The 17816-nt window shown below is 62.0% G+C and carries 13 protein-coding genes and 1 tRNA gene; 10 read left to right on the top strand and 4 right to left on the bottom strand.

The genetic code is table 11. The annotated features are described in order from the left end of the window. Positions 1 to 132: 132 nt before the first annotated feature. On the bottom strand, positions 133 to 1119 hold the full coding sequence (locus DW024_RS07415) for a ribose-phosphate pyrophosphokinase (protein ID WP_089573682.1): 987 nt from the start codon (positions 1117 to 1119) through the stop codon (positions 133 to 135). Positions 1120 to 1310: 191 nt separating this feature from the next. After that, positions 1311 to 2723: a bifunctional UDP-N-acetylglucosamine diphosphorylase/glucosamine-1-phosphate N-acetyltransferase GlmU gene (gene glmU, locus DW024_RS07420; RefSeq protein WP_118377362.1), complete on the bottom strand. Its 1413-nt coding sequence runs from the start codon at positions 2721 to 2723 to the stop codon at positions 1311 to 1313. Between the two features lie 203 nt (positions 2724 to 2926). On the opposite strand from glmU, the gene DW024_RS07425 reads away from it, so the two are divergent. Genes DW024_RS07425 through DW024_RS07435 form a run of 3 tightly spaced genes read left to right on the top strand, consistent with a single transcriptional unit; the run spans position 2927 to position 6166 of the window. Continuing rightward, positions 2927 to 3805, top strand: coding sequence for an energy-coupling factor transporter transmembrane component T (locus DW024_RS07425; protein ID WP_118267612.1), 879 nt, complete (start codon positions 2927 to 2929; stop codon positions 3803 to 3805). Next, the gene (locus DW024_RS07430) at positions 3805 to 5448 is read left to right on the top strand and encodes an ABC transporter ATP-binding protein (protein ID WP_118377363.1); all 1644 of its coding nucleotides are present in this window, start codon (positions 3805 to 3807) and stop codon (positions 5446 to 5448) included. The genes DW024_RS07425 and DW024_RS07430 overlap by 1 nt, the downstream gene beginning before the upstream one ends. A 4-nt stretch (positions 5449 to 5452) precedes the next feature. Further along, a complete protein-coding gene (locus DW024_RS07435; RefSeq protein WP_118377364.1) occupies positions 5453 to 6166 on the top strand; it encodes a DUF6580 family putative transport protein in 714 nt (237 codons plus the stop codon). A gap of 534 nt (positions 6167 to 6700) precedes the next feature. On the opposite strand, the gene DW024_RS07440 is transcribed toward DW024_RS07435, so the two are convergent. After that, positions 6701 to 7519, bottom strand: a complete 819-nt coding sequence (locus DW024_RS07440; RefSeq protein ID WP_118377365.1) for an exodeoxyribonuclease III — start codon at positions 7517 to 7519, stop codon at positions 6701 to 6703. A gap of 136 nt (positions 7520 to 7655) precedes the next feature. Between DW024_RS07440 and DW024_RS07445 the strand changes: the two genes are divergently transcribed. From DW024_RS07445 to DW024_RS07460, 4 genes are all read left to right on the top strand, one after another. Next, on the top strand, positions 7656 to 8408 hold the full coding sequence (locus tag DW024_RS07445; protein WP_118377366.1) for an NAD-dependent protein deacylase: 753 nt from the start codon (positions 7656 to 7658) through the stop codon (positions 8406 to 8408). Between the two features lie 95 nt (positions 8409 to 8503). Next, complete coding sequence (folP, locus tag DW024_RS07450) at positions 8504 to 10234, top strand: dihydropteroate synthase (protein ID WP_117766302.1); 1731 nt, start codon at positions 8504 to 8506, stop codon at positions 10232 to 10234. Further along, entirely contained in the window at positions 10235 to 10936 is a 702-nt protein-coding gene (locus DW024_RS07455) for a hypothetical protein (RefSeq protein ID WP_117776604.1), read from the top strand. It begins immediately after the preceding gene. Between the two features lie 252 nt (positions 10937 to 11188). Beyond that, positions 11189 to 12385, top strand: a complete 1197-nt coding sequence (locus DW024_RS07460) for an ATP-binding protein (protein WP_117743660.1) — start codon at positions 11189 to 11191, stop codon at positions 12383 to 12385. A 105-nt stretch (positions 12386 to 12490) separates the two neighbouring features. On the opposite strand, the gene DW024_RS07465 is transcribed toward DW024_RS07460, so the two are convergent. Continuing rightward, positions 12491 to 13264, bottom strand: coding sequence for a type III pantothenate kinase (locus tag DW024_RS07465; RefSeq protein WP_158565210.1), 774 nt, complete (start codon positions 13262 to 13264; stop codon positions 12491 to 12493). A 196-nt stretch (positions 13265 to 13460) separates the two neighbouring features. Here DW024_RS07465 and DW024_RS07470 point away from each other — a divergent pair. The 3 genes from DW024_RS07470 (at position 13461) to DW024_RS07480 (ending at position 17582) form a co-directional block, all read left to right on the top strand. Then, positions 13461 to 13537 (top strand) — tRNA-Met (locus DW024_RS07470). Positions 13538 to 13990: 453 nt separating this feature from the next. Beyond that, a complete protein-coding gene (bilR, locus tag DW024_RS07475) occupies positions 13991 to 16021 on the top strand; it encodes a bilirubin reductase, long form (RefSeq protein ID WP_118267606.1) in 2031 nt (676 codons plus the stop codon). 256 nt (positions 16022 to 16277) lie between these two features. Next, positions 16278 to 17582: an ATP-binding protein gene (locus DW024_RS07480; protein WP_118377367.1), complete on the top strand. Its 1305-nt coding sequence runs from the start codon at positions 16278 to 16280 to the stop codon at positions 17580 to 17582. Positions 17583 to 17816: the final 234 nt, after the last annotated feature.

Here is a 17816-nt window from a genome sequence, read left to right on the forward strand (position 1 = left end):
AGGCGGGGCATGCCCCGCCTCTTACACCACATCTCTGCGCGCTACCAGGCGGGTTGGCGAGGAATAGAAAAAGGGTCGGAAGCGAGCTTCCGACCCTTTAAAAACATCAAAGATGATGCGATACGCGTTGGACTACAGCGCGAAGTCGCCGCCGACGAGCGTGGAGACGGGCTCCTCGTGGTAAACGGCGGAGATGGCCTGAGCGAACTCCTCGGCGACCGAGATAGTCTTGATCTTGCCGCCGACCTCGACGGGGATGGCGTCGGTGACGACGCACTCGACGATGGGGGCATCGTTCAGGCGCTCGATGGCCGGACCGGAGAAGATGCCGTGGGTGGCGCAGACGTAGATGTCGCCGGCGCCCATAGCCTTGAGCTCCTTGACGTTGGCGCACAGGGTGCCAGCGGTGTCGATCATGTCGTCGTTGATGATGCAGGTCTTGCCCTTGATGTCACCGATGATGCCCATGACCTCGGCGGCGTTGTGGCGCGGACGGCCCTTGTGGGCGATGGCCAGGTCGCAGCCGAGCATGTCGGACAGCTTCTTGGCGGCCTTGGCGCGACCCACGTCGGGGGAGACGACAACCAGGTTGTCGGTGTCGAAGTGCATGTCGTTGTAGTACTGGCCAAATAGCGGCAGTGCGGACAGGTGGTTAACCGGGATATCGAAGAAGCCCTGGATCTGGCCCTGGTGCAGGTCGAGGGTGATGATGCGGTTGACGCCGGCACGCTCGAGCAGGTTGGCGACGAGGCGGGCGGTGATGGGCTCGCGCGGGCCGGCCTTGCGGTCCTGGCGGGCATAGCCGTAGTGGGTGATAACGGCGGTGATGGAGCGGGCGGATGCGCGCTTGGCAGCGTCGGTGGCGATGAGCAGCTCCATGAGCATGTCGTTGACGTTGCCGCCGGCCACGGACTGAATCAGGAAGACGTCGGCGCCGCGGACGGTCTCGTCGTAGCGGGCGTAAATCTCACCATTGGCGAACTGCTTTAGCGTAAGGCCCGAAAGCTCGACCCCAAGGTACTCAGCGATCTTCTGAGCGAGGGGACGGTTGGAGGAACCGGAATACACGCGGATGGACTTGCGCATATTCTCCGACTTCTCGGGATCATTAATCGGCATTACCCTTCTCCTTTATATCGAATGCCATATAGATGCCTTGTTGCATTGTAACCGTGCGGCGGGGTTTATCGGGTCTTGATAACGTCTTTACCGTCAACGGACACGAACCGACCACTCATCCGGTCGCGCAGGTCACGATAGAAAAAAGGAGCCGTCCCCATGGAACAGCTCCTTTTGTGCTTGGTAAAACGTTATACCTCGTCGTCCTCGTGCAGACGGCGGCGATAATCGGCGGCCCAGCCCTCAATATTTACCTGACGGGCGCGGCCCAGACCAAGTGCGTCGGCCGGGACCGGCTCGGTGATGACGGAGCCTGCGGCCACGAGCGCGCCGTCGCCGATCTGGGCGGGCGCGACCATCATGGTGTCGGAGCCGATGAAGGCGTCCTTGCCGATGACGGTCTTGTGCTTGTGCACGCCGTCGTAGTTGCAGGTGATGGAGCCCGCGCCCACGTTGACGCCGGAGCCCATGGTGGTGTCGCCGATGTAGGACAGATGCGGCACCTTGGAGCCCTCGCCGATCGTGGACTTCTTGATCTCCACGTGCGTGCCGGCTTTGGAACCGTCGAGCATGTGAGTGCCCGGGCGCAGGTAGGCGCGCGGGCCGCAGTCGACGCCGTTCTCGATGACGGCCTCGATGGCGATGGTCTCATCGATGGTGCAGCCGCTGCCGACGGTGGTGTCGGTGAGGCGGCTGTTGGGGCCGAGCTGGCACTCCTCGCCCACGGTGACGTGGCCGATCAGGTGCGTCTGCGGCCACACGACGGTATCGCGGCCGATAACGGCATCGGGGCCGATCCAGGCCTGCGTGGGGTCGATGAAGGTAACGCCCTCGGCCATCCAGTGCTCGTTGATGCGGTCGCGCGCGATGGCGGTGAGCTGTGCGAGCTGGATGCGGCTGTTGACGCCCAGGCCGTCGCGGTAGTCGTCGCAGTGGAAGATGGAGACAGCCTGGCCGTGGCCCTTGAGGATCTCGAGCATGTCGGGCAGATAGTACTCGGACTGCGCGTTGTCGTTGCCGATCTCGTTAATGTGGGCGGCGAGCTGCGCGCCGTCAAAGGCGTAGCAGCCGGCGTTGCACTCCAGCAGCGTGGCGGCCTGCTCGGGCGTGCAGTCCTTCTGCTCGATGATGCGCTCGATCTGACCATCGGCGCCCAGCTTGATGCGGCCGTAGCCAAAAGGATCGGGCGGGGTCATGGTCATGACGGTGCAGGCGAGCTCGCCGGTGGCGACGGTCTGTGCGAACTTGGCGACGGTGTCGGCGGTGATGAGCGGCAGGTCGCCGTTGAGCACGACGACGGGGCCTTGCGTGATGCCGCAGGCCTCGAGCGCGACCTTTACGGCGTGGCCGGTGCCCAGGCGCTCGGTCTGCTCGACGCACTCGATTTTGGTGGCGCTGTTGGCGTAGGCGCCGTCGATGAGGGCGCGCATCTCGTCGGCGTGGCTGCCGATGACGACCACGACGCGGCTGCAGCCGGCCTTGATGGTGGCGTCGACGATCCACTGGACCATGGGCTTACCCAGGATCTTGTGCGAAACCTTGCAGTGGTTCGACTTCATGCGGGTGCCCTCGCCGGCAGCGAGGATAATTGCGGTTGCGTCCATGTGATCTCCTGTTACGTTATAGAGACGTGTGTTTGGAAACGATACACGGCGCAATATGATACCGCAGGCATATGACGAGCGCGTAACGTTTGGGCCGCGGCGGCTGGGTTTGTGGTTCCGGCGCGGCGGTTGCGCTGCTTGTGCGGTGTTTGCGGCGCTGCGGCATTGGTATTTGGGTGAGAGGGCGGGTGCCCGTGGACAATATGCGAGAGAGGTCGGCCATCGAGCCCGTCGCGGCATTCTCGATGTCGCACCCGGCGGTGCCTGCGCTCTACATGGCGCTAACGCTGGGACTCACCATGTTCTCGATGCAACCGGTGCTGATCGCGCTGTCGCTCGCAGGCGGGCTGGCATACGGCTTTGCGACCCGCGGGGCTGCTCGCACACTGAACGCGCTTCGCTGGCAGCTGCCGGTGATTTTGATCATTGCGCTGGTCAACCCGCTGTTTAGCGCCTCGGGCTCGACGGAGTTGTTCCGCATCGGCATGCGCGCAGTGTATTTGGAGAGCATGGTATACGGCCTGTGTATGGGCGGGCTGTTTGTGGCGAGCGTGCTGTGGTTTGAGGCTGCGGCGTCGATGCTCGAATACGACAAGGTGCTCGCGTTGCTGGGCAACGCCGCGCCGGTGCTCGCGCTCATGATCTCGATGTGCATGCGGCTTATCCCGCAGTTTTTGCGCCGCGGCCGCACGGTGCTGGCGGTGCAGGACGCGATCGATGTGCCGGGCCGCGCGCCGGCCGACCCCGTGCGTTCGCGTTTGCGGGCATCGAGTGTGTTGATGGGCTGGGGCATGGAAGATTCGCTGGAGCGCGCGGACGCCATGCGCTCCCGTGGGTGGGGCGCCGCGACGCGTCGAACGACGTATGCGCGGTATCGACTGGGGCGCAGCGACGTTGCCGCGCTGGTTGGGCTTGCGTTGTTTGGCGTGGCCACGGCGGCAGTGGCGTGGACCGCGACGACGCAGTATTCGTTTTATCCGCAGCTCTCGGTGCCGGCGCCGTGGCCGGGCTATGTCGTGTACGCTGCCTGGATGGTGCTGCCTTGCGCGTTGCATGCGATTGATGAGAAGAGGTTTGGTTGATGGCTCGGTTTGATAGGAGCTCGGCGGCGGGTGTGGCATATGGCTCGGCCACGCCGGCGATTGAGGTGCGAGGCCTTAGTTTTGCCTATCCCGGGGCCGAGGCACCGGTGCTCGAGGGACTTGATTGGCGTGTTTCCCAAGGTGCGTTTGCGCTGCTTGTTGGCGGTACCGGGTCGGGCAAATCGACGCTGCTGTCGCTGCTCAAGCCCGAGATCGCTCCGGCGGGCGAGCGCACTGGTGATGCGCGCGTGCTGGGCGAGAACGTTGCCGACATGGACGTGCGGGCATCGGCGGAGCGCGTGAGCTATGTGTTCCAGGATCCCGAGAACCAGATCGTGTGCGAAACCGTGTGGCACGAGATGGCGTTTGGCCTGGAAAACTTGGGGCTAGCACGTGATGAGATGCGCCGTCGCGTAGCTGAGACCAGCTATTTCTTTGGTCTGGAGGACTGGCTTCATCGCGATACCGATACGCTTTCGGGCGGCCGCAAGCAGCTGCTGTCGCTTGCCGCCGTCCTGGCGCTGTGTCCGCGTGTGCTGCTACTCGACGAGCCCACGTCTCAGCTCGATCCCGTTGCCGAGAAGAATTTTCTGCACGCGCTGTTTCGTGTGAATCGCGAGCTGGGCTGCACGGTTGTTGTGGCTACGCATCAACCGCGCCCAATGCTCGAGTATGCGACGTGTGCGTACCGGATTGAGGACGGTCGCGTGCGCGAGGTGGCGGATATGGCTTCTTTGGGGCGTCGAGAATCGCTGTTTTCCGACGACATGTTGGGGTGGGGTGCCGTCCGATGTGCAAAAAACGGAGTATTCAGCAGGCGTGAGGACAATTTGGGCTCTCTGGAGCCGCCCGGGGACGTATCGAGCGCGAAAAAAAGTTCGGAATTGGACAAATCGTCCGAATTTGTGGCGCAAACGTCGCTCGAGAACGGCTCGGAAGCCTTCCCGCGCACGGATGGGAGCAGAATACTCCAAAAAATGTACGGCGGGTCGGCTACCACCCTGGCAGGGAGCTGGTTTCGCTACGATCGCGCGGGCGGTTGGGTTCTGCGCGGGCTCGACGTGGCGTTTTCGGCCGGTGCGGTGCATGCGATCGTGGGCGGCAACGGATGCGGTAAGTCGACGATGCTCTCGGTGCTGGCGAAGACCGCCAAGCTGCAGCGCGGTCGCATGGTGCGCGGAGCGGCCTCGGCGGCGCTGCTGCCTCAGAACCCCAAAGCATTGCTGGTTGCCGAGACGGTTCGCGATGAGCTGATGGAATGGGCCTCGACCTGCGGATATGAAGAGAACTTGGCGCGGGAGCGTGCGGCGAGCTTGGGGCTGTCGGGTCTGGATGGGCGCCATCCGTACGATCTTTCGGGCGGACAGCGTCAGCTGCTTGCGTTGGCAAAGCTGCTGTTGATCGGCCCCGAACTGCTATTGCTCGATGAGCCCACCAAGGGTTTGGACCTGGCCAGCCGCCGCATCATCGCCCGCGCCCTGCGCGACCATGCGCAGGCTGGCGGCACCGTCGTCATGGCGACGCACGACCTGGACTTTGCCGAGCAGGTTGCCGATGACATTTCCATGATGTTTGATGGCGAGATCGCCTGCATGGAGCCGCCGACCGACTTCTTTGCCGACAACGTGTTTTATAGGGCGTGATGGGATGGCGGATTATCGCATCGTGCGCCTACTCGCAAAACTGGAGATACCGCTGCTGCTGGCGGTGCCAGCCGTGATGGCTGCGGCGTTGCTGGCGGGCGTTGAACAGGCGGCACTTGCCATGCTTGTCGTGGTGGCGCTGGTGCTCGCGCTGTTCTTTGCGGGCTACGAGGCGTCGCGCCCGGGCTTACGCCAGATTATGCCAACGCTGGTTCTGGCGGCGTTGGCTGCGGCGGGGCGCATTCTGTTTGGCCCCATTCCCGACTTTAAACCGGTGAGTGCCATCGCCATTATTGCGGGGGCGACGCTTGGTCGCCGCAATGGTTTTATGGTTGGCGCGTTGGCAGCGCTGACCAGCAATTTCTTTTTTGGGCAGGGCATGTGGACGCCGTGGCAGATGTATGCCTGGGGTCTGGTTGGCTATGTTGGCGGCGCGCTGGCGCATGCGGGCGCGTTCGACCGTGCGGATGGAACCGTGCGCATGCCGGCGCTGATGGCGTACGGCTTTGCATCGGGCCTGCTCTACGGCGTGGTAATCAACGCCTACGACATCATCGGTTTTGTGCAGCCGCTCACGTGGGCGGGCGCCGTGGCGCGTCTTGCCACGGCAGTGCCGTTCGATATCACACACGGCCTCGCGACCTGCGTGTTCTTGGCCGCCCTGTACAAGCCCTGGTGTCGCCGCATCAGCCGAGTCGTCGTGAAATACGGACTGTAGGGCTGGTTGCGCCGGGGCGGGAATCAATACTGTCGAAGTGCCATTTTAAAACTATGCCTGTTTACGGGGCTAGATTGGCATAGGCAGACCATACCGGCTTTTTTCGAAATAGAGCAATCCGTTTATACGCGGTTTTATTATCTCGGAATTGCATATGGTTGGGGGTTCGCGATTCAGCCCCGTAAACCGGCATAGTTTTGGAATGGCCGGCTGATATGACGGGCATCGTGGCCCTCAGAGAGCCAAATTGATCCATTTTCTTCCGTCCCCAGATGTCCCCAGGGAATCAGTTGACGGCGCTTGCCACGAAACTGGCCCATCTACTACGTTTAGCTTGATACTCCCGACCATGACCGCGTTTTATGAAAAACCGCAGGCTTTCTACCTGCGGTTTTCATTTCGCGTTGTTCGCTGTGGTTGAGGGTGGTGGCTTAAACGTAGTAGATGGGCGTGTTTCGTGGCGGATGGGTCACGCGGATACCCCCACGAGGCCCAAAATGATCCGTTTTCCTTCGTCTCCGGGGGCAGCTGGAGTTAGAGCTCCAACGTAAGGGTGACGGGGCAGTGGTCGCTGCCGAAGATGTCGCCGCGGATGCCGGTGTTGCGTACGTTGCCGGCGATTGCGTCGCTCACCAGGAAGTAATCGATGCGCCAGCCTGCGTTGTTCTTGCGGGCATTAAAGCGGTAGCTCCACCAGCTGTAGACGCCCTCGACGTCCGGATTGGCCGCGCGCCAGGTGTCGGTAAAACCGGCGTCGAGCAGCTCGGTAAACTTGCCGCGCTCCTCGTCCGAAAAGCCTGCGTTGCCGCGGTTGGACTTGGGGTTCTTAAGGTCGATCTCCTCGTGCGCCACGTTAAAGTCGCCGCAGGTCACCACGGGTTTGCCGGTCTCGCGTTCAAGCGCGCTCAAAAAGCCGCGGTAGGCATCGTCCCAAGCCATGCGCACGTCGATGCGCGCGAGCTCATTTTGGGCGTTGGGCGTATAGACGTCGACAAACCAAAACTTGTCGAACTCGAGCGCGCAGACGCGGCCCTCGGTTGCGGCTTGGGCGACGAGCTCGCCCGCCTCGCCCTCGCCGGCGTAGGGTGGCAGTGCGTCGGCGTGCAGCACGCGCAGCGGTTCCTGGCGGCTAAAGACCGCGGTGCCCGAGTAGCCCTTGCGCTCGGCGTAGCTCCAGGTTTGGTGATAGCCGGGCAGGTCGATATCGACCTGGCCCTCCTGCAGCTTGGTCTCTTGCAGCGCCAAGATATCGACGTCGAGTTCTTGCGCGATCTGGATAAAGCTCGGGTCCTTTTTGAGCACGGCGCGCAGGCCGTTGACGTTCCACGAGGCGAAAGTGTAAGTCTGAGGCATGGTGTCCTTTCGACGGGGTTGGCAGGCTTAAGATTAGCGCAACAGGGGCGGTGGTGGGCACCGCGCGTGCTGACCCAAAGGCCGCATGCTGGGACATCGCCCGACGCCGCCCGATCAACAAGGACGGAGGGCTCATATGACGCAGGCAATATCGGATCCCAAGCAGGCCTCCGCCGCGCTGGCGGAGCTGTTCAATACCCACAAGCGCATGGTGTTCTTTGGTGGCGCTGGTGTTTCCACGGCAAGCGGCATTCCCGATTTCCGCAGCGTGGACGGCCTGTATCACCAGCAGTTTGCCTACCCGCCCGAGACTATGCTCTCGCATAGCTTTTATGAGACACATCCGGCCGAGTTCTTCGACTTTTACCGCACCAAGATGATCGCGCTTAACGCTAAGCCCAACCGCTGTCACACCAAGCTGGCCGAGCTGGAGCGCGCCGGCAAGCTTGATGCCGTGGTGACGCAAAACATCGACGGCTTGCATCAGATGGCGGGCTCGCAGCGCGTGTTCGAGCTGCACGGATCGGTCCATCGCAACATTTGCCAGTCGTGCGGCGCGGTCTATAGCGCCGAGTGGATTTGCTCGCGCGAGCACGAGGACGCCGCGGGCGTGCCCGTGTGCCCCGCGTGCGGTGGTCGCATCAAGCCCGATGTGGTGCTCTACGAAGAGCCGCTCGACGAGCATGTGTTGACCGGTGCCGTTGCCGCCATTGCCGCGGCCGATGCCCTCATTGTGGGTGGGACCTCGCTCGTGGTGTATCCGGCGGCAGGCCTTACGCGTTACTTTACTGGCGATACGCTGGCCATTTGCAATTTGGCGCCTACCGATCAGGATGCAAATGCCGACCTGCTGATTTCTTGCGACATCGCGGCCGCGTTTGCGTTCTAGCCCGTGTGCGCGGATACAATAGAAAGACTGAGTGCAAAGCGACCCCGCCGCCAGCTCCCCAAGCTCGGCGGCGTGGGCATTTTAGGAGGATGTTCATGGCGAACGACAGCAAGACATGGCGGTGCGGAAAGTATGAGCTCAGCTTTGACCGTCCGCGCATCATGGGCGTCCTCAACGTGACGCCCGATTCGTTTAGCGACGGCGGGGAGCACTTCGACCCGGATGCCGCCATCGAGTACGGCCTGGCGATGCTTGACGCCGGCGCCGACATCATCGACGTGGGCGGTGAGTCCACGCGCCCCGGCTTTACCCCGGTTAATCCCGACGAGGAGGCTCGCCGCGTGCTGCCCGTGGTGCGCGCGCTGGCCAAAGAGGGCGCCATCGTCTCGATCGACACGCGCCACGTGGCGGTTGCCAAGGCGGCCGTGCGCTGCGGCGCCTCGATCGTCAACGACGTGACGGGCTTCACCGACCCCAAGATGGTCGAGTTTGTTAAGACGAGCACCTGCGGCGTCATCGTGATGCATGCCGGCGAGGTCGCCGCGCCTACACGCACGCACGCAACGGTGCAGCTCGATACCTCGGCTGCGGCGTTTGTTGCCGAGAAGGCGCGCGAGGCGGCTGCCGAGGCCGCGCGTGAGGCTGAGAAGCCGGCTCGCCGCCGTCGCGGCAAGTTGCTGGGCGAGCCTAAGCCGGAGGCCAAGCTTCCGGGCGGCGTGGTGCAGCCCTCGTTGCCGTTTGGCGATCCGGAGCCCGCGACCGAGCCTGCAAGCGAGCAGGAGACGCCGGCCGCCGAGCAGGCTGCTGCCGCCGAGACCGTCGCGCCCGCGCCCGAGGCCACCGAGGCCGCATCGGAGCCCAATGACCGCCTGGCCGCCATGATGCGCCGCAGCGCCCGCCGTGAGGAAGCCTACGTGCCCACCTCGCAGCTCCGCCGCTTCACCCTGCCCGATTCGGCGCCCATCATGCGCCGCGTCATGGGCTTTCTGTCCGACCAGGCCCGCGCGCTCATCCACGCCGGCGTGTCGCGCGACCGCATCTGCATTGATCCCGGTCCGGGCTTTGGCAAGACGGCCAACGAGGACATCGTCATCCAGCGCGAGACTGCCAAGATGGCGTCACTGGGTTATCCGCTCATGTGCGCCGTATCGCGCAAGCGCTTTGTGGGCGCCGTCTCGGGCGTGACCGAGGCCGCCGAGCGCGATGCCGCTACGTTTGGCGTGTGCCTGGGCGCCATCCAGGCCGGTGCCAACATTGTGCGCGTGCACGACGCCGCGGGCTTTGCGCAGTTCCTGAACGGCTACTGGGCGGTTGCCAAGCCGCAGCCGCGCCGCGCGTTTGTGGCCGTGGGCTCCAACCTGGGGCATCGCTGTGACAACATCCGCGCCGCACGCGACATGATCGCCGAGATTCCACTCACCTGCGTGTCCAACTCCTCCAAGATCTACGAGAGCGAGCCGGCCTACGAGACGCGCCAGGACGCGTTTGCCAACGCCGTCATCGAGATTAAGACCGAGCTGGCTCCGCTGGTGCTGCTTGACGAGCTCATGAAGATCGAGGCCGAGCTGGGCCGCGACCGTTCCAAGAAGGCCAAGGCCAACGGCCCGCGCACCATCGACTTGGACCTGCTGTGGATGGACGGCGAGACCCACGGCGGCAAGAAGCTGCGCCTGCCGCATCCGCTGATCGGCGAGCGTGACTTTGTGCTGGTGCCGCTCGAGGACCTGATGCACGACCCGGCTCGGTTCTTCCGCTACAACGGCGTCGAGGTCAAGGAGCCCGAGGATCGCGTGGGCCATATCGTGGGCGAATTGGGGCGTATGTAGATGATCGAGATGAATGCTGTTGCCGCTGGCACCGAGCTCGACGCGGCGCGTGACGCGGGCCGCGAGGGCGTGTCCGCGGGCTGGTGCGCGTGGAGCGTGGGCGATGCTTCGCTGACGTTTTCGCTGGTTGTGCGCCCCGATGTGAACATGCACGCCTTCCACGGCCTGCCGTTTGTGGCCGCGATGGGCATGATGGACGCGCTCGTGGGCACGGCTTCGACGCCGGGGTTGGGCCTTGCCGGTAAAGTGGGTATCCAGTGGCCGAGCGATATCGTGTGCGGTGCGCCTGCGTTTGAGGCGTCGCTCGCGCGTGTTGCCGTGAACGGCGGTGCCGGTGCTGCGGGCATGTTTGCCGCGGTGACGGTTGATATTGAGCGTGCGGCGCTGGGTGAGCTTGGCGTGGATATGGCAGATGAGGCGCTGATCGAGGCATTGGCCGCCGCTGTGCTGACCCGCGTTGACGCCTGGGCGGTTGCCGCCAACACGCCGCAGGGCGCTGCCGGCCCGCTGGCTCCGGTGCTGGGCGAGTACTTTGACATGGTGCCACTGCTGGGTCGTCAGGTCGCGGCGGTGTCGCCCAACGGTTTGCCGCTTGCGGTCGGTGTGTTTGCGGGCCTGGACATCTGGGGTCGCGCGACCATCAAGACCGATGCCGGCGAGCAGGAGTTTCCGCCCGAGGCCGTACGGATTCGCGGACTGTAACGCGAGGCGCCCGCGCTCAAAGATAACGATGACAACGAAGCCCTCTTCGGCCTGTGCTGGGGAGGGTTTCGCCTATCTGGGGAATGGGTTGCCAGCGCCCTATTCCTCAAAACTGAAAAATTTTCGTTTTTGAGGAATAGGATTAAGGCGGCTCGGTCTTTCGCGAGGTATATTCGCTATAGAGCCTATTCCTCAAAACTGAAAATTTTTCAGTTTTGAGGAATAGCGATAAAAGACCGCGAGGAGGCCCCGATGAAACTCATCAATAGAACGTCATATATGGACACGTTGACGAGTCTTATTGGCGTGCCGGACATCAAGGTCATCACGGGCATCCGTCGTAGCGGTAAATCAAAATTGCTCGAGGCCCTCCGCGATTACGTGGAGGCACATCTGTCCAATTCGAATGTCATCCATATCAACTACAACCTCGATGAGTTCGAGAACCTGCTCGAGTATCACGCGCTGCTCGCCTATGTAAAAGAGCATCGAGTGTCCGGCAAACAAAACTTTCTGCTTATCGATGAAGTTCAGATGTGCGACGGTTTTGAGCGTGCGATCAATAGCCTTCACGCATCCGAGCAGTACGACATATTCATTACCGGATCGAATGCCTTTTTGCTGTCGAGCGATCTGTCGACGCTCTTTACGGGGCGTACGTTCGAGATCGAGGTTTTCCCATTCTCGTTTGAGGAGTATCGTCTCTATGGCGACGAGGGCGAGGTCGACCGCGACTTCGATGAGTACGCGAGAACCGGCGGTATGTCCGGCTCTTACCCTTATCCACTGCAGGAGCAGCGCTATCAATATCTCTCCAACGTCTTCAAGACGCTCATTGTGAGAGATATCGTGCAGCGGCATAACGTGAGAAACGAATCGGCGCTGCTGCGCATTGCCGATTACATGATGGACAACGTTTCCAACATTACGTCGGCACGCAACATTACTGATGCATTAAATGCGGATGGGTTAAAGATTACGAACAAGACGGTCGGCACGTACATGGGGTACCTGTGCGATGCGTTTGCCTTCTATAAAGTTCGTCGGTACGACATTCGCGGCAAAAAATACCTTAAGAGCGGCGAGAAGTACTATCTGGCGGACCATGCGTTTAAATATGCGCTTCTTGGTACACGTGATATGGATTGGGGGCGCGTATACGAGAACATGGTGGCAATCGAGCTGCTGCGTCGCGGATACGAGGTATACGTCGGCGTGCTCTATAAAAAGGAAATAGACTTTGTAGCAATCAAGCGGAGCGAGAAACTCTACATTCAGGTGAGCGACGACATCAGCTCGGATAAGACATTTGAACGCGAGATTTCGCCACTGCTGAGCATTGGCGATGCGTATCCCAAGATGATTCTCGCCCGCACGCATCACGAGGCCACGGATCGCGACGGAGTGCAGATCGTGGACCTGGCGAGGTGGTTGTGCGGCGAGGCGTAGCAGAAAGCCTATTCCTCAAAACTGAAAAAATTTCGTTTTTGAGGAATAGGACCGATGCATTGCTTAGTCCGCCGCTCGCGCCCGTGCTCGACTTAAGCCCCTGCCTTACCCCAGCTCCTGCATGCGGCGGTAGATTTCGCAGATGCCCTTGATGGTGAGCTGTCCGTCGACCACGTCGAAGGCATCGGTCGAATCGGCGACGATGCCGGCGAGACCGCCCGTGGCGATAACGGTGGCATCCTCGCGGCCCAGCTCGCGCTTCATGCGCTCGACCAGGCCCTCGGCCATGGCAGCAGCGCCCACCACGGCGCCGACCTTGATGCACTCCTCGGTATCGCGGCCGATGGCATGCTCGGGCGCCTCGAGCGGCACGCTGGCGAGCTTGGCGGCACGGGCGGCAAGCGCGTCCATGGAGATGCGGATGCCCGGCGCGATCGCTCCGCCAATGTAATAACCGTCCTCATCGATGACGTCGATATTGGTCGCGGTGCCAAAGTCCACCACGATTGCCGGCGCGCCGTAGAAAGTTTCGGCCGCAACGGCGTTAGCGACGCGATCGGCGCCTACGGCTTGGGGACGCGCCGCGCGCAGCTTGGTCACGGCGGCCGTCTGCGGCCCGATGACGATGGCGTCTGCGGCAATGCGGTCGGCCACGGCGTGCCACTCGCGCGAGAGCTGCGGCACCACGCCCGCAAAGGCGATCGCGTCAACCGCATCGAGCGAGAGGCCGTACATCTTAAAGAAACCCATCAGGCGCACGTGGATCTCGTCGGCGGTATAGGAGCGGTCGGTGGGCATGCGCCACGACTGCACCAGCTCGTCTCCGTCGAACAGGCCCATGGCCGTCTGCGTGTTTCCCATATCGATAGCGAGCAGCATGTCTACTCCCAGTGTTGGCATAAAAGGACGCGCACCATTGTATACGCGCCGTCGACGGCGCTCGGCCGCGATTCGTTTACGGTGATAGGGGCTGAGGGGTTTAAATATGAAGGAATTATGCTCTACGAGATTTTCCTTGCCGTTTACCGAACTCCCGCGTAATATTCTTTCTTGCGCACATGAGGCGCCCAGACATTGCGGGGTGGAGCAGTCTGGTAGCTCGCCGGGCTCATAACCCGGAGGTCGTAGGTTCAAATCCTGCCCCCGCGACCAAGAACTTGCAGCTCGTCGGCCTAGCCGGCGAGCTTTTTTGTTATTCCGGGACCGTGTTTTCGGTCCAATTCCCAACCTCTCAATCAAAGATCTCGATCTGTAACATCTAGACCCGATTTGGGCGGCTAGATGTTACAGATCGAGATATACCGGTGGATTGGGTCCCGTTTGTCTAAATCTATAACACGAGGGACGGATTTCGCCGAGTTGTTGTTATAGATTGAGATTTTCTAGCAGGCGGGTCCCGTTTGTCTCGATCTGTAACAGTAAGACCCGATTTTGCCGCGTAACTGTTACAGATTGAGATAAACCGACGGGCCGCCCCGCCCATCCCCATCCACCCGCCGCCACCTGATATTCGCCGATTTCCGTTGCGCCACTGTGCTCCCATGCCATATCCTCTAGACAACTACGCGGCACCATCGCCGCCGCGCCTACAAGAGAGGAATATCCATGACCGCACCTGCATCCAAGCTGCTCCAGCCCATTACGGTTGGCCCCCTTGAGCTCAAGAACCGCATTATGTTCCCGCCGCTCACCACCGGCTACGAGGAGCGCGACGGTTCCATCGGCGAGCGCAGCCTGGCCTTTTACGAGCGTCTGGCCCGTGGCGGCGTGAGCTACATCGTCATCGGCGACGTCGCTCCCGTTATGACCGCGAGCCCCACGCCCAAGCTGGCGACCGACGCCCAGATCCCCACGTTTAAGGCGCTGGCCGACACCGTTCACAAACACGGCGCCAAGGTCGCGCTGCAGCTGTTCCACCCCGAGTATGACGTGCCCGGCGTCGGCCGCATGGTCATGGGCTCCATGGCCGCTGCGAAAGCTGCGCAGGAGGCCAAGGCCGCCGGCGACGAGGAGACCTTTGCCGCCAAGATGGCCGAGTCCAACGAGATCCGCAAGCAGGCCTATGCCAAGCTGCACCACGACATGCAGCACTTTGTGAACGAGGCGAGCGTAGAGCAACTCACCCAGATCAAGGAGGCCATCGCCGCCTCGGCCGCCCGCGCACAGCAGGCTGGGATCGATGCCATCGAGGTCCACGGCGACCGCCTGGTGGGTTCGCTGTGCTCTGCCATCCTCAACAAGCGTACCGACGAGTACGGTGGCTCGTTCGAGAACCGCGTTCGCTATGCGCTCGAGGTCGTCGCCGCCATTAAGGAGGCCGCGCCGCAGCTGATGGTGGAGTACAAGCTCCCCGTGATCATGGAGAACCCCGACGGCACGCCGCGCGGCAAGGGCGGTCTGCAGCCCGACGAGGCCTGCGAGTTTGCCAAGCTGCTCGAGGGCGCGGGCATCGACATGATCCAGGTCGCGCAGGCCAACCACACCGGTAACATGGGCGACACCATTCCGCCCATGGGCGCCATGCCCTACAACTGGACGCTGCCCGTGGCCGAGCGCGTCAAGGCCCTGGTCTCTGTGCCGGTGGCAACCGTCGGCCGCGTTGTCTCGGTTGAGGCCGGCGAGAAGATCCTGGAGGACGGTTCGGCCGACATCGTCGCGTACGGCCGCTCGCTCATGTGCGACCCCGACATTGCGCTCAAGGCCGCCACGGGTGAGCCCATCCGCGAGTGCCTCAACTGCAACAAGGGTTGCGTCGATGCGATTCAAAACCGCCAGTACATCTCGTGCGTGCTCAATGCCGAGAACGGCGACGAGGCGACCATCGCTATTAAGCCGGGCGAGGGCGACAAGAAGATTGCCGTGGTGGGCGGCGGTATTGCCGGCCTGGAGGCCGCGCGCGTGGCGGCCAAGCGCGGCTACGACGTGACCGTCTACGAGGCGAGCGATCATCTGGGCGGTCAGATTGTGCTGGCGGCCGCGCCCCCGCGCAAGGACGAGATCATGCGCTCGGTCGAGTACTACGAGAAGATTCTGCCCGGCCTGGGCGTGAAGGTTGAGCTCAACCATGCCGCTAGCCCCGCGGACCTCAACGCCGCCGACGCTGCGATTGTGGCCGTGGGCGCGCACGACGTGGTCATCCCCGTTCCGGGTGCCGATTCGGACAAGGTCGTCTCGAGTTGGGACGTGCTGGCCGGCAAGGTGGAGCTTACGGGCCGCGTCGCCGTCATTGGCGGTGGCCTGGTGGGCACCGAGACTGCCGAGTACCTGCTGCAGCACGGCTGCGAGGTGGCGATCGTGGAGATGCTCGACAAGATTGCCGCGGGCGAGTCCGAGACCATTCTGCCACTGATCATGAGCGATTTTGCCGAGCACAACGTGGAGCAGCACGTGAAGACCCGCCTGACCGCCATTACCGACGAGGGCGTGGAGGCCATTCGCACCACCGAGGACGGCGCCGAGGAGCCGGTGAAGATCGCCTGCGATTACGTGGTGATGGCCGTGGGCTCCAAGGCCAACGCGTTTGACCTGGACGGCGTGACGGTGCCCGTGACCTGCGTGGGCGACTGCTCGGGCGAGCGTACCGCCGATATTGCGAGCGCCATTCGCACGGCGTATCACGCGGCCAACGAGCTCTAAGCAAGAAAGCTATCGCGTATTGAGTGGGCGGGGAGTGCCGTATCGGCGCTCCCCGCCTTTTTGCCAATAGAGTGTCCCTGATCAGCGGGTTCAGAAAATCCGAATCTTGAGCACCCGAAAATCCGAATCCTTAGAACATGAAAATCCGAACTATATGAACACGAAAATCCGAATCGCAACTACCCGAAAATCCGAATTTGCTACAGTGGAATAGAAGAATCAGAAAGCAGGACCTGGAAATCTGCGGGGGTGGCTCATGGCAGGTGAGAGGCTACATCGGGACGAATACATCCCACGTATCGTGGATGCGCAAATCGAGCGCTACCTTCACGTCTTTGGCGCGGTCGAGATTGCAGGCACCAAGTGGTGTGGCAAGACGTGGGCCGCGCTTGAGCATGGGGCGTCCGTCTCGTATGTCGACGAGAATCTCGACCTCGCGCGTGCCGACCCGGCGATGATGTTGCTGGGAGACCGTCCGCATATTATCGATGAGTGGCAGCGCGTTCTCCAAATTTGGGACTACGTTAGACACGAGGTTGACCGCACCCGGGGTACGCGCGGCGCCTATATCCTCACGGGTTCCTCCACGCCTGCGTTTGGCTCAAAGGCGGAGGCGCCCGCGCATAGTGGAGCCGGCCGCATCGGCCGCGTCCGCATGCACCCCATGACGCTTGCCGAGACAGGCGAGTCCAACGGCAAGGTGAGCCTGGCGGGCTTGTTTGAGCATCGTTTTGAGCCCTGTCGGTGCAATGGCGATACACCGGGGCTTGTCGAAGCCGCTTGCCGCGGCGGCTGGCCCGAGGCGATCGATATGGTTTCGGCTGACGCCCAGCTCATCGCCCGCGAATATCTCAACACCACGTTTTCGAGCAGCTTTCCGGCGGTCGGTCTCGACCCCGATATTGCTCGTCGAGTCTCTGCATCGATCGCGCGCAATCTGGGACAGGCAACCACGTATAAAACGATTCTTATGGATATGTTCGGTGCCGAGGAGGAGCCCGCAGCGTTTGCCGACGAGACCAAGGTGCGTAGGTACCTGGATGCCCTCAAAGGCATGTTCATTCTCGAGGAGGTCCCCGGTTGGGTTCCCGCCGCGCGCGACAAACGACGCTTTACCGTCAAGCCCAAGCGCTATCTGGCAGATCCGAGCCTTGCTTGCGCCTTGCTAGGTATGTCCTTGCAGGCGCTGCTTGCCGACTGGCAGACATTTGGTCTGGTGTTTGAGAATTTGGTCATACGCGACCTTTCGGTCTACGCACGTTCGCTCGACCTGCTGGATAGCACGCCCGTGCGCTATTATCGCGACGATTCGGGCCTTGAGTGCGATGCTATCGTGCAGCTAGCCGACGGACGGTGGGCCGCCTTTGAGATTAAGGTGAGTGAAGATAAAGCGAGCGCCGGCGTCGAGAGCCTCAAGCGCGTTCGCAAGAAGGTCTGTGGAAATCCTCGTTCACGCACACGCGAACCGGAGTTTATGGCCGTGATTGTGGGGGTGGGTGAGTACGCCCGCGAGGTCGAGGACGGTATCTACGTGATACCCGTGCGCGCGTTGGGGTGTTAAGGGGCGGCACGCCGTGTGCCCGCTGCCCGGTGCTGCGGATTGGTGCAAGTGGTCAGGTTTGTTTGCACCATGTCCTTGGCATATGGAAGAAGCTGCTATTCGTAATCTTTAAGACATCATTAAGGCTTGCGCTGTGGAGCAAACCGCAGGTCAATGCTATTCTTTTACCTTATCGTATGGTGTTGTATTCTGCCTGAATTCTATGCCTACGAGCAACGGATTGATCGCGACCAA

The organism is Collinsella sp. AF37-9, assembly GCF_003475115.1.
Classification (GTDB): Bacteria; Actinomycetota; Coriobacteriia; order Coriobacteriales; family Coriobacteriaceae; genus Collinsella.